Source organism: Streptomyces sp. NBC_01092 (assembly GCF_045039535.1).
Classification (GTDB): domain Bacteria; phylum Actinomycetota; class Actinomycetes; order Streptomycetales; family Streptomycetaceae; genus Streptomyces.
In genome coordinates, this window is record NZ_CP108659.1 from 2,835,648 (window position 1) to 2,848,298 (window position 12,651).

Genomic DNA, 12,651 nt, shown 5'->3' on the forward strand with positions numbered 1-12,651 from the left:
TCGAACTGTCCCCTGTTGGCCGCGGAGTCCGCGGATGACGAGAACCCTACGCAGGGGCACTGACAGTGACGTAGCCCGGTCCCCACTTTGTGTCGGTCTTGCAACACAGCGAGTGCGGCGAGCCGGTGGACAACCATGCGGGCGGCGCCGGCCCACAGTGCGGGCCGGCGCCCTGCGGGCCCGTCAGGCCAGGCCCGCCTCCTTCATCTGACGCAGTTCCTTCTTCATCTCGGACACCTCGTCGCGCAGCCGGGCCGCGATCTCGAACTGCAGATCCGCGGCCGCGGCGCGCATACGCTCCGTCAACTCCTCGATCTGCTCGGCGAGATCCGCCGCCGGCCGGTCGGTCGGCACCGTCTCCTTGCCCTTGCCCTTGGCGGACTTGGCCGCCTTCGCGCCCTTGGCCGCCTTGTCGCCGAGCGAGGGCACCGGGGCCTTGGTGCCCCGGCCGTCCTTCTTGGCGCGGTAGCCACTGCCGAGCAGCTGCTCGGTGTCGACGTCCTCGCGGGCGATCTGCGCGACGATGTCGTTGATCTTCTTGCGCAGCGGCTGGGGGTCGATGCCGTTCGCCGTGTTGTACGCGACCTGCTTCTCCCGGCGGCGGTTGGTCTCGTCGATGGCCTTCTCCATCGCCGGGGTGATCTTGTCGGCGTACATGTGGACCTGGCCGGAGACATTGCGCGCCGCACGGCCGATGGTCTGGATGAGGGAGGTGCCGGAACGCAGGAAGCCCTCCTTGTCGGCGTCGAGGATCGCCACCAGGGACACCTCGGGGAGGTCGAGGCCCTCGCGCAGGAGGTTGATGCCGACCAGGACGTCGAACTCGCCTGCGCGCAGCTCCCGCAGCAGCTCGACACGGCGCAGAGTGTCGACGTCGCTGTGCAGGTAGCGCACGTGGATGCCGAGCTCCAGGAAGTAGGCCGTGAGGTCCTCGGCCATCTTCTTGGTGAGGGTGGTGACCAGGACGCGCTCGTCCTTCTCGACGCGGGCCCGGATCTCGTGCACCAGGTCGTCGATCTGGCCCTCGGTGGGCTTGACGACGACTTCCGGGTCGATGAGGCCGGTGGGGCGGATGATCTGCTCGACCTGGCCGTCCCCGCGGGAGAGCTCGTACTTGCCCGGGGTCGCCGACAGATAGACGGTCTGTCCGATCCGCTCCTGGAACTCCTCCCACTTCAGGGGACGGTTGTCGAGGGCGGAGGGCAGGCGGAAACCGTGGTCGACGAGGGTGCGCTTACGGGAGGCGTCTCCCTCGTACATGGCTCCGATCTGCGGCACGGTGACGTGCGACTCGTCGATGACGAGCAGGAAGTCGTCCGGGAAGTAGTCCAGCAGGGTGTTCGGCGGGGAGCCGGGCAGGCGGCCGTCGAAGTGCATCGAGTAGTTCTCGACACCCGAGCAGGAACCGATCTGGCGGAGCATCTCGAGGTCGTACGTCGTCCGCATCCGCAGGCGCTGGGCCTCCAGGAGCTTGCCCTGCTTCTCCAGTTCGGCGAGGCGCTCGCCCAGCTCCTTGTCGATGTCGTTGACGGCCCGCTCCAGGCGCTCGGGGCCCGCGACGTAGTGGGTGGCCGGGAAGACGTACAGATGCTCGTCGTCGCTGATGATCTCGCCGGTGAGCGGGTGCAGCGTGGACAGGGCCTCGATCTCGTCGCCGAACATCTCGATGCGGACGGCGAGCTCCTCGTAGACCGGGAAGATCTCGATGGTGTCGCCGCGCACCCGGAAGGTGCCCCGGGAGAAGGCGAGGTCGTTGCGCGTGTACTGGATGTCCACGAAACGGCGCAGCAGTTGGTCCCGGTCGATCTCGTCGCCGACCCTGAGGGGGACCATGCGGTCCACGTACTCCTGCGGGGTGCCGAGGCCGTAGATGCAGGAGACCGAGGCGACCACGATGACGTCGCGGCGGGTGAGCAGCGAGTTCGTCGCGGAGTGGCGCAGGCGCTCGACCTCCTCGTTGATCGAGGAGTCCTTCTCGATGTAGGTGTCCGACTGCGGGACGTAGGCCTCGGGCTGGTAGTAGTCGTAGTACGAGACGAAGTACTCGACGGCGTTGTTCGGCAGGAGCTCGCGGAACTCGTTCGCCAGCTGGGCGGCCAGTGTCTTGTTCGGGGCCATCACCAGGGTGGGGCGCTGGAGCTTCTCGATCATCCACGCGGTGGTCGCGGACTTGCCTGTGCCGGTCGCGCCGAGCAGGACGACGTCCTTCTCACCGGCTTCGATGCGCCGGGCGAGATCGGCGATTGCCTGTGGCTGGTCGCCGTTGGGCTGGAAGGGGCTGACGACCTCGAAGGGCGCCACCGTGCGTTCGATGCTGGAAACGGGCCGCATGGGATCCACCGTACGACCCCCCACTGACAACGCGGTCCGATCAGTGGTTCTGCGGGGTCCTGGAGCCTCGGGTTCCGGCGGTGCGGCGGGGCCGCAGCGGGGGGCGGCGGGCCGGGTGCGGGACGGTGGCGTGGGCCGGGACGCCCGGCTTGTGCTCGACGGGGCCCCCGGCGGGCACCCCCATGATCATCTTCGGGTCGAACAGCACGACGGCGCCGGCGAGGAGCAGGAAGGCGAGCGGGCCGACCAGCATCGGCGCGAGCAGGGAGGCGGGCGAGTCGCCGACGGAGGGGTCTCCCGTGCCGTGGAGATGGACGCTGAGGGCGGCCATGCCGGTGTAGTGCATGCCGCTGACGGCGAGGCCCATCACGAGGCTCGCGCCCACGCTCCACAGCAGTCCTCTGACCTGTCCGGCGGCCCACAGCGCGGCGGTGGCCGCCCCCATCGCTATGACGACGGAGACGGCCACGGTGAAGGTGTTGTACTCCAGCTTGCCGTTGAGCTGCATGCCGGCCATGCCCAGATAGTGCATGGAGGCTATGCCGAGGCCGGTGATGGTGCCGCCCGTGAACAGGGCCGCTCCGCTGGCACCCCGGTAGCCGACGATGAAGATCCCGACACCCACCATGACGATGGCGACGGCGAGGCTCGCGAACGTCATGGCCTTGTCGTAGTGGATCGGCGTCTCCTTGACGGTGAACCCCATCATCGCGACGAAGTGCATCGTCCATATGCCGGAGCCGATGGCCGCCGCCCCCAGGGCGAGCCAGCCCGGGCGCCAGGAGCGCGAGACGAGCATCGATCTGGTGGTGCAGCGCAGGCCGAGCGCGCCGCCGAGGCAGGCCATGAGGTAGGCGACCAGCGGTGTGACGAGTCCGTAGCTGAATCCGTCGATCGTGCCCTGCATACGCAGCTGCCCTTCCCGCCCTCTTACGTCCCGGAACCCCGTGAAATGCGCCCCCCCTCCCAGGACCGCCCGAGCGGTCAGGGTTGAGGCAGAGGGTAACGCCCACCGCAATGGTCGAACGATTTTCCGGCAAAGAAACACGGCCTCGCCCCAGTTGTGCCGCACGGGTGAGCGGGCCCGGGCAACTCCATTCAATCTGTGGCCATTCTGCGCTCCTTCGCCGTTGACCCTCTGCTGTCACAGTTGAGCTGTCCGTGATCGTCCGACGCGAGGAGTACGCATGCACGCGCGCGCTGTAGCCGCCACGGCGACCGCACTCCTGGGATCCGCCGCTCTGCTCGTTCCCGCCCCCGACGCCCGGGCCGGCGCGGACCGGCCCGAGATCATCGCCCATCGGGGAGCCTCCGCCTACGCCCCCGAGAACACGCTGGCCGCCGTCGACAAGGCCGCCGAGCTGGGTGTCAGCTGGGTCGAGAACGACGTCCAGCGCACCAAGGACGGCGAGCTGGTCGTCGTCCACGACGACAACCTCAAGCGCACCACGGACGCGGAGGAGGTCTTCCCCGACCGCGCGCCCTGGAAGGTGAAGGACTTCACGGCCGCCGAGATCGCCCGCCTGGACGCGGGCAGCTGGTTCGGCCCCGCGTACGCGGACGCGCGCGTGCCGACGCTGAAGCAGTTCATCGACCGTGTGGAGCTGCACCACCAGAAGCTGCTCCTGGAGATCAAGAACCCCGAGCTGTACCCGGGCATCGAGCAGGAGACCCTCAAGGTCCTGGACAACGAGGGCTGGCTGGACCGGCCCCACCTGGCCGACCGGCTGATCGTGCAGAGCTTCGGCGCCGACAGCGTGCGCACCGTCCATGAACTGAAGCCGGATGTGAAGACCGGTTTCCTGGGGACGCCGTCCGTGGCGGACCTGGACCGGTACGCGGCCTTCGCCGACCAGATCAACCCCTCGTACGCCTCCGTCTCCATGGGCTACGTCGCCTCCGTCCACGCGGTCGTGGGACCGCACGGCAGGCCGCTGGAGGTCTTCGTCTGGACCGTGAACGACGCGAACACCGCCCGGCTGGTCGCCGGGTACGGCGTCGACGGCATCATCACGAACACCCCCGACGTGGTGCGGGACGCCCTGCCCGCGAAGTGAGGCCCGCTCGGCGCCACCCGCTCCCGGGGGCGTTGTCAGTGGTGGGTCGTACGGTGGGCGCATGGACAGCGATGGGCAGTACGAGCAGCAGGTCGTGTGGGCCGTCGTCGGTACCGACGACGGTCCGCTGATGCTGGCCGCGACCCACGACGGCCTGGTCTGCGTCGTGTTCCACGCCACGCAGAAGGTGCGCGAGACGACGCTCGACCGACTGGCGTCCCGGCTGGGTGCCGAGCCGGTCGAGGCGCCCGACTCCCCACTGCTGGCCGAGGCGATACGCCAGGTGGAGGAGTACTTCGCCGGTGCGCGGCGCGACTTCGAGCTGCCCTTGGACTGGTCGCTGATCTCCGGCTTCAACCGGCAGGTGCTGCGCGAGCTGGCCTCCGGTGTCCCGTACGGCACGGTCGTCGGGTACGGCGATCTGGCCGGGCGGGTCGGGCAGCCGGGCGCGGCCCAGGCGGTGGGCATGGCGATGGGCGCCAATCCGCTGCCGGTCGTCGTGCCCTGTCACCGGGTCGTGGAGAGCGACGGCGGCATCGGCGGGTTCGGGGGCGGTCTCGAGACCAAGCGGAAGCTGCTCGCGTTGGAGGGCGTACTGCCGGAGCCCCTGTTCTGAGGGCTCCCCGGTCTTTCACGGGGTGGGCAGTCGGGAGTAGAGGGGGGAGACTGCGCCTGTGACGACACCTTTCACCCACATGTACGCGGCCGGTCCGATGTGTTGTCCCCGGCCGGCGGGTCGCAGGCGCCGCACCGCCCGGCGTGCGTCGTGACCGCCGTCGAGCGGCAGGTGGTCGTATCGGTCACGCCCGACCGGCTGCCGGCGCTGCGGCGCCGTATCCAGGCCGTGCTGATCACGACGCAGATCCTGGGCGGGCTGGGTGTCGCCACCGGTATCGCGCTCGCGGCGGTCCTGGCCAAGGAGGTCAGCGGCACCGAGTCGCTGTCCGGGCTCGCGCCCACCGCCACCGTCGCCGGGACCGCGGTGCTGTCGTTGCCGCTGGCCGCGCTGATGACCGCGCGGGGCCGTCGTCCCGGGCTCGTGCTGGCGTATCTCATCGGTGCCGTGGGCGCCGCCGTCACCGTGGTCGCGGCCCGCGTCGGGAGCTTTCCGCTGCTGCTGTGCGGGATGGCCGCGTTCGGAGCGGCGTCGTCGGCGAATCTCCAGGCGCGCTTCGCGGCGGCGGATCTGGCCGAGCCGGAGCGGCGAGCACGGGCGATCTCGCTCGTCGTGTGGGCGACCACCATCGGCGCTGTCCTCGGCCCGAACATAGCCGCGCCCGCCGGTCGCAGTGTCACGGGCCTCGGGATACCGGCGACGGCGGGTCCGTTCCTGTGGGCGGCCGGGATCTTCCTGATATCCGCGCTCGTGGTGGCCGTACTGCTGCGGCCCGACCCACTGCTGACGGCGCGTGCGCTGGCACCGGCCGAGGAAGGGTCGCCCGCGGCCCGCTCGCTGCGCGCCGGGATGGCTGCCGTGGCCGCCTCGCCGCGGGCGCGGCTCGCGGTGATGACGGTCGCCGTGGTGCACACGGCGATGGTCTCGGTGATGTCGATGACCCCGGTCGACCTGGCGCACCACGGCGCCGGGATCGATCTGATCGGGCTGGTCATCAGCGGGCACATCGCGGGCATGTACGCGTTCGCACCGCTCATGGGGCGGCTGTCGGACCGGCTGGGGCGGTTGTCCGGGATCGGGCTCGCCGTGGGGCTGCTGGCGTGTGCGGTGTTCCTCGCCGGTACGGCGGGCGGCAGTCACAGACAGACGGCCGTCGGGCTCTTCGTGCTGGGGCTCGGCTGGTCGGCGGGGCTCGTCTCCGGTTCGGCGCTGCTCACGGACTCCGTTCCGCAGCCGGCGCGTGCCGCCGCGCAGGGACTGTCGGACCTGGTCATGAACGCGTCCGCCGGAGTCGGCGGAGCGGTCGCGGGGCTCGTGGTCGCCAAGGCGAGCTACGGCTGGCTGAACCTCGCCGCCGCGTGCCTGCTGCTCCCGCTGGCGGCGTTGGCGCTGCTCACGCGGGGCAGGCCGGCGGAGGGCGTTCCCGCGGGCGACTGACGTGGCGTCCGGCTCGCTCCGGGGCGGCGCGGGCAGCGTGTTGAAAGGCGGGCCGCGTTGAACGGCAGGCACGCGAGGGCGCGAGCCGCAAGTACGTGCTGCATTCGCATGGGGCGCTGGACGGCGTACGGCCGGTCTGACGCCTGCGACGCGGGGCACAGCCGGTCTGACGTCTTCCATCGGGGCACAGCCGGTCTGACGTCTTCGATGCGGGGCCATGTCTGCGAGGGGGCCACGCGTGCGTGGCCCCCCTTCCAGGTCCGCCTAGTCGTAGTGGCGGGCCTCGAAGACGTTGCCGTCGGGGTCGCGGAAGTAGAAGCTGCGCTTGGCCTTGCCGCGGGCGCCGAAGGAGTCCTGGGAGATGTCCGACACCGGCGCGGCACGCTCCTCCAAGCGGGCGCGCAGGGCGTCGAAGTCGTCGCCGGGCAGCGCCAGGCAGACGTGGTTGACCGGGTGCCCGGAGCTCTCGGTGGCGCCCGGCAGCATCGTCATGCGTTCCGCCATGGTGAGCGGCATGAGGTCGAGGATGGTCTCCTCGTTGAGACGTACGGAGGGGAACGGAGCCGCCCCCGCCGAGAACTCCGAGAGCCTGACCGGCTCCATGCCGACCGCCTTCTCGAAGAAGTCGGCCGACGCCACCGGGTCACGTACCCAGAGGACGACATGGTCGAGACGTGCAGTGTTGTCCATCATGCAGCCAAGGCTGGTGTCGTCCGCCACAGCCTGCAAGGGGTTTGATCGGGCGCGGCGCCCGCCAGAGATGAGGGAGTACCGACGGACAGGAGGCAGGCGCGTGGTGCTGATGGTGTCGGAAGAGGTACGGGAGGCGATCGACGCGCGTCGACCCGTGGTGGCCCTGGAGTCCACGATCATCGCGCACGGGCTGCCGCGCCCGCGCAATCTTCAGGTGGCGCTGGAGCTGGAGGACGTCGTACGGCGGGAGGGCGCCGTTCCGGCGACGATCGCCGTGCTCGACGGGCGGCCCCATGTCGGCCTGGACAAGGACCAGCTGGAGCGGATCGCGAACGAGGACGGGATCCGCAAACTGGGGCACCGGGATCTGCCGCTCGCAGTGGCCGCCGGGGCGAGCGGGGCGACCACGGTGTCGGCGACGGCGCTGCTGGCGGCCCTCGCGGGCGTAAGGGTGTTCGCGACGGGTGGGCTGGGCGGTGTGCACCGGCAGTGGACGGTGACGCAGGACGAGTCGGCCGACCTGGGACTGCTCGCGCGGACACGGATCACCGTGGTGTGCGCCGGAGTGAAGTCGATCCTCGATGTCCCGGCGACCCTGCAGCGGCTGGAGACACTGGGCGTCGCGGTGGCGGGCTATCGCACCGAGCGCTTCCCCGGCTTCTACCTCTCCGACTCGGGGCACCCGGTGGACTGGACGCTCCAGGCACCGGAGGAGGTGGCCGCGGTGATGCGCGCTCAAGACGCCCTCGACGGGCCCGAGTCGACGTTGATCGTCGCCAATCCGGTGCCGGAGGCGGAGCAGTTGGATCCCGAGCTGCACGCGCGTGTACTCGCCGACGCGCTGCACGCGTGCGAGGAGCAGGGCGTCACCGGCCAGGCGGTCACGCCGTTCCTGCTGGACTACCTCGTACGGCACACGGACGGTGCCTCGCTGAGCGCCAACCTCGCGGCGGTACGCAGCAACGTACGGCTGGCGGGGCGGATCGCGGCGGCCTGGGCCGGGGCATGAGCGGAACCTTGCCCGACGGATCGGGAAGCGGAGCGGACGCCTTGGGCGCTCGTGACGGTGCGCTGCTGGTCGTGGGGGATGTGGTGACGGACGTCATCGCCCGGCACGAGGGGCCGCTCGCCTCGGGGACGGACACGGCCGCGGCGATCCGGACGGTGCCGGGCGGCGCGGGCGCCAATGTGGCCTGCTGGGCCGCGCATCGAGGCTGTGATGAGGTGCGGCTGCTGGGGCGGGTGGGCGCGGAGGCCGCCGAGTGGCACGAGCGGGAGCTGAGCGCGAGCGGGGTGGAGCCCTGTCTCGTCGTCGATCCCGAGGCGCCGACCGGGACGGTGATCTGCCTGGTCGACGCGGGTGCCGACGCCGAGCGGACGTTCCTCACCGACAGCGGCGCGTCCCTGCGGCTGGAGCCGGGCGACTGGTCGGACGCGCTCCTCGACGGCGTCGCCTGGCTGCATCTGTCCGGCTACTTGCTGTTCTCCGCGCCGAGCCGCGCGCTGGTGACGGTGGCTCTCGCGTCCGCACGCGCGCGTGGCGTGCCCGTGAGCCTGGATCCGGCATCGGCGGGGTTCCTCGTGGAGCTGGGCGTCGACCGTTTCCTGGCGCTGGTGGAGGGTGTGGATGTCCTGCTGCCGAGCCGTGACGAGGCGTGCCTGCTCACGGGGTTGCCTGACGCGGCGGACGCGGCGGCCAAGTTGAGCCGCCATGTTCCGCTGGTGGTCGCCAAGCAGGGCGCGGACGGCGCACTGGTGGCCCGATCGGGTGCGGTCAGTGCCCACGTCCCCGCCGTGCCGGCCGCGCCGAGGGACACCACTGGAGCGGGTGACGCCTTCACCGGCGCCTTCCTCGCCGCCCTGCTCGCCGGCGCCGGGCCGCAGGAGGCGGCTCTGGAAGGGTGCCGGGCGGGGGCGCTGGCCGTGGAACGGGTGGGCGGGAGGCCGCAAAAGGCCAGGTGACGTCGCCGACGTACCGAGGGCGGGCTCGCTCGGCTGTCGGCTACGGCTTGCGTCCCCATGCCGAGATCAGCGGTGCCGTCGCCAGATCCATCGTGCCGGAGGCCACGTTCGCGAGGTGGCGGTCGATGTCGTCGTCCGTGGCGATGCCCGCCGCGACCAACTGCTCGCGGATCTGGCGGACGGTGGCGGACTCCAGGGCGGCGCAGGCGGGCGACGTGACCGGGAAGTACGCGTCGGCCGTCACCTGGCGCAGGCCGGCCTCGCGGAGGATGCGCGGGAGCCTGCGCCCGTAGGAGAGGTCGGCGCCGCGGTCGGCGAGGAGCTTGCGGAAGCCGTGGCGCAGTCGGTTGGCCAGCTGCTGCTGGGGGCCGTACTCGTCGGGGCAGATGAGGGGCTGGAGGGCGGGGTCGGCGTCCTCGACCAGGAGCCGCCCGCCGGGGCGCAGGGACTCGATCATCGAGCGCAACGCCCTTTCCCGGTCCGGCACATGGACGAGGACGAGCCGGGCATGCACGAGGTCGAACCCCTCCCCCGGCGCTTCCTCGGCGCTCACGTCGTGGACGCGGACCTCCACCGGTGGCCGGGCGGCGGAGGCGAGCTGCGAGGTGTCGATGTCGGTCGCGACCACCTTTCCGGTGGGGCCGACCTTCTTGGCCATCCAGGACACCACCGACGTGCCGCCGGCGCCGACCTCCCAGCAGCGCCAGCCGGGTCCGATGCCGAATCCTTCGAGGTGCCGGAAGGTGGTGGGGTCGAAGAGGGTGGCGAAGGCGTCGAAACGTTCGCCCGCCTCGGTCTGCCGGTTGTCGAGGAGATATCCGTCGTTTCGCGTCATACCGCGATCATCCCAGTTGCCCCGCTCGTCTTGAGCGGGCGACGCGGCGCCTACGACGAGATGGCGGACGTCCAGGACACGTGGGGGGGCGGCTCGGACCGGTGGGAGGCCGTGCCTGGTCCGGCAGGACGCCGCGCGCCCGGACGGGAGGCTGCGGTCACGTGCGCGGGAAGCTGCGGTCGCGGCTGCGGGAGGCTGCGGTCGCGTGAGCGAGAAGCTGCCGTCACGTGAGCGGAACGCTGCATCCAGCCCGGCTGAGGTTGCGTCCTACCTGGGTGGGCCGGTTGTCCACAGGCGGGAACAAAGCGGAATCGGTGATTCCCACAGGCTTACCCGTCACTCACCACCGGCTGGCAAACTGGCACGCCAAGGCGCAGAGATGCGGCGCGAGGGATCCACGCAAGGAGATCCAGATGTCCATGGCAGGGAATCTGCGAAAGGTCACGGGCCTGGACAAGGTCGGCGGCCTCCGCAAGGTGGCACGGCTGGCTCGACGGCGCCCGCGCGTCGACCTCAGCCACCCCGCCAGGTCCCCGCTGGGCTCCTCCGTGGTGAACTGCGTGGCGTACCGGGACGGCGCGCGGGTCCCGGAGAGCGGTGATCTGGTCGACGTCGTACAGAGAGTGCGCAAGCGCGGCGGCGGGTTCGTCTGGCTCGGCCTCCACGAGCCGACGGACCGGGAGTTCGCGGGCATCGCCGAGCTATTCGACCTGCACCCGCTGGCGGTCGAGGACGCGGTCGAGGCACATCAGCGGCCGAAGCTGGAGCGGTACGACGAGACGCTGTTCGCGGTGTTCAAGACCGTCTGCTACGTCGAGCACGAGCAGCTCACGGCGACCAGCGAGGTGGTGAACACCGGCGAGATCATGGTGTTCGTCGGCAGGGACTTCGTCATCACGGTGCGCCATGGACGGCATGGCTCGCTGGGGCCGTTGCGCGAGGAGCTGGAGTCGAACCCCGAGCAGCTCGCCAAGGGACCGGCGGCGGTGCTGCACGCCGTCGCGGACCACGTGGTCGACGACTATCTGAGCGTCACCGACTCGGTGCAGGAGGACATCGACGAGGTCGAGACGGACGTGTTCGCGGAGAACGGGGCACGGGCCGACCCGGGGCGGATCTACCAGCTCAAGCGGGAGTTGCTGGAGCTGAAGCGGGCCGTGGTTCCGCTGAGCCGCCCGCTGGAGGAACTGGCCACGGGGCCGCTCCGGGCGGTCGAGCCGGAGATACAGGCCTACTTCCGCGACGTCTCCGACCATCTGCTGCGGGCCAAGGAGCAGATATTCGCCTTCGACGAGTTGCTCAACTCGATCCTTCAGGCCCACCTGGCACAGGTCACGGTCGCGCAGAACGAGGACATGCGGAAGATCACCGCCTGGGCCGCGATCATCGCCATCCCCACGATGGTGTGCGGGGTCTACGGCATGAACTTCGACTACATGCCGGAGTTGCGCTGGACGTTCGGTTATCCGCTGGTCATCGGAGTCATATCCGTCGCGTGTGTGGTGCTGTACCGCGGCTTCCGACGCAACGGGTGGCTCTGACGCCCCGGCCGATGCCCACATCGAGACGCCCTCGCCCGGCACGACCGGCCGGACGAGGACGGCCCATGAGGTGAGCGGACCTTCGCCGAGTCAGGGCGTCGACAAGTCAGCGCATTGGGTCAGTGCCTTGGATCAGCGCTTCACCGAGTCAACGCGTCCTCGGCGCCGCGCTCATCGCATAGACGCTCTCGGCCCAGTGACCGATCTCGTCCTCCGACAAGCTCCGGGCCAGATCGGCCTCGCTGATCATGCCGACCAGGCGCTTGTTCTCGATGACGGGGAGGCGGCGGATCTGATGATCCTTCATCTCCCGGAGCACGTCGCTGACGTCGGCGCTCGCGTCGATCCAGCGCGGGGTGCCCTGGGCCATCTCGCCGGCGGTGACCTTGCTCGGGTCGTGGCCCATGGCCACGCAGCCGATGACGATGTCGCGGTCGGTGAGGATGCCGCAGAGCCGTTCGTTCTCGTCGCTGATGGGCAGGGCTCCCACGCCCAGCTCACGCATCAGCTGGGCGGCGCGGTCCAGGGTCTCGTGTGCCGGGATCCACTGGGCGCCTCGGTGCATGATGTCTCCGGCAGTGGTCATGGGCTACCTCCCGATGCCGGACGGCCGGCGCGGCGCCGGACGCACCGCTAGTCCCGGCGCCCTTCATTCTCGCCGTGGCGTCCCGCCCCTGCACCCGGAACCGAGCAGTACCGGCCATCGGCGGCGGGCGGCGATCAGGCCGAGAAGCGCACGAGTTTCCGCGGGACGACGCGGATGATCACGCGAGTCTCGTCGTCCTTCTCGGCCGGCGGGTCGATGCCGAGGTACTTGTGCGAGAGCTCGAACGGAAGCCGCTTGGCCTCGTCCGGGACGATCTCGGCGATGCCGCGGATCTCGATGGAGGAGTAGGGGTTGGCGAGGTCGTAGACCGAGACGCTGACGCGGGGGTCGCGGCGGAGGTTGCGCACCTTCTGCCGGGTGTCAAGGGAGGAGAAGAGCACGGTGTCGCCCTCGCGCTTGATCCAGACCACCGAGTTCTGGGGAGCGCCGTCGGGGCCGAGGGTGGCGACGCTGGCGAAGTTCCTGCCGTCCAGCAGGGTGCGGGCGGCGTCGTCGAAGGAGATCGGATCACTCGTGGAGGTCGTCATGGCACCAGCGTATTAAATGCACGTGCATGCAGAAGCGGTTTACCG

Annotated in this window: 12 protein-coding genes; 6 read left to right on the forward strand and 6 right to left on the reverse strand. The window is 70.4% G+C overall.

Annotation, left to right across the window (positions count from 1 at the left end):
- Positions 1–183 precede the first annotated feature (183 nt).
- Both uvrB and OG254_RS12645 read right to left on the reverse strand, forming a co-directional pair.
- Entirely contained in the window at positions 184–2,331 is a 2,148-nt protein-coding gene (gene uvrB / locus OG254_RS12640) for an excinuclease ABC subunit UvrB (protein ID WP_405580758.1), read from the reverse strand.
- Between the two features lie 40 nt (positions 2,332–2,371).
- Entirely contained in the window at positions 2,372–3,238 is an 867-nt protein-coding gene (locus OG254_RS12645; RefSeq protein WP_405580760.1) for an MHYT domain-containing protein, read from the reverse strand.
- 280 nt (positions 3,239–3,518) lie between these two features.
- Here OG254_RS12645 and OG254_RS12650 point away from each other — a divergent pair, with 280 nt between their 5' ends.
- From OG254_RS12650 to OG254_RS12660, 3 genes are all read left to right on the forward strand, one after another.
- Entirely contained in the window at positions 3,519–4,388 is an 870-nt protein-coding gene (locus OG254_RS12650) for a glycerophosphodiester phosphodiesterase family protein (protein ID WP_351193295.1), read from the forward strand.
- Between the two features lie 61 nt (positions 4,389–4,449).
- Entirely contained in the window at positions 4,450–5,004 is a 555-nt protein-coding gene (locus OG254_RS12655) for a methylated-DNA--[protein]-cysteine S-methyltransferase (RefSeq protein WP_405580763.1), read from the forward strand.
- A 150-nt stretch (positions 5,005–5,154) separates the two neighbouring features.
- Positions 5,155–6,441 (forward strand): MFS transporter, encoded by a 1,287-nt coding sequence (locus tag OG254_RS12660; RefSeq protein WP_405580766.1) that lies wholly within the window; start codon positions 5,155–5,157, stop codon positions 6,439–6,441.
- 264 nt (positions 6,442–6,705) lie between these two features.
- On the opposite strand, the gene OG254_RS12665 is transcribed toward OG254_RS12660, so the two are convergent.
- Complete coding sequence (locus OG254_RS12665) at positions 6,706–7,134, reverse strand: VOC family protein (RefSeq protein WP_405580769.1); 429 nt, start codon at positions 7,132–7,134, stop codon at positions 6,706–6,708.
- A 100-nt stretch (positions 7,135–7,234) separates the two neighbouring features.
- On the opposite strand from OG254_RS12665, the gene OG254_RS12670 reads away from it, so the two are divergent.
- Together OG254_RS12670 and OG254_RS12675 are read left to right on the forward strand one after the other, a co-directional pair.
- On the forward strand, positions 7,235–8,143 hold the full coding sequence (locus OG254_RS12670) for a pseudouridine-5'-phosphate glycosidase (protein WP_405580771.1): 909 nt from the start codon (positions 7,235–7,237) through the stop codon (positions 8,141–8,143).
- Positions 8,140–9,096 (forward strand): carbohydrate kinase family protein, encoded by a 957-nt coding sequence (locus OG254_RS12675; protein WP_405580773.1) that lies wholly within the window; start codon positions 8,140–8,142, stop codon positions 9,094–9,096. Before OG254_RS12670 ends, OG254_RS12675 begins: the two co-directional genes overlap by 4 nt.
- A gap of 40 nt (positions 9,097–9,136) precedes the next feature.
- Here the strand turns inward: OG254_RS12675 and OG254_RS12680 are convergent, their stop codons facing one another.
- A complete protein-coding gene (locus OG254_RS12680; RefSeq protein WP_351193311.1) occupies positions 9,137–9,931 on the reverse strand; it encodes a methyltransferase domain-containing protein in 795 nt (264 codons plus the stop codon).
- Positions 9,932–10,344: 413 nt separating this feature from the next.
- On the opposite strand from OG254_RS12680, the gene OG254_RS12685 reads away from it, so the two are divergent.
- Complete coding sequence (locus OG254_RS12685) at positions 10,345–11,472, forward strand: magnesium and cobalt transport protein CorA (protein WP_405580776.1); 1,128 nt, start codon at positions 10,345–10,347, stop codon at positions 11,470–11,472.
- Between the two features lie 148 nt (positions 11,473–11,620).
- Here OG254_RS12685 and OG254_RS12690 read toward each other — a convergent pair whose 3' ends face one another.
- A complete protein-coding gene (locus OG254_RS12690; protein ID WP_351193317.1) occupies positions 11,621–12,058 on the reverse strand; it encodes a CBS domain-containing protein in 438 nt (145 codons plus the stop codon).
- 134 nt (positions 12,059–12,192) lie between these two features.
- Complete coding sequence (locus tag OG254_RS12695; protein WP_405580778.1) at positions 12,193–12,606, reverse strand: PPOX class F420-dependent oxidoreductase; 414 nt, start codon at positions 12,604–12,606, stop codon at positions 12,193–12,195.
- Positions 12,607–12,651 lie beyond the last annotated feature (45 nt).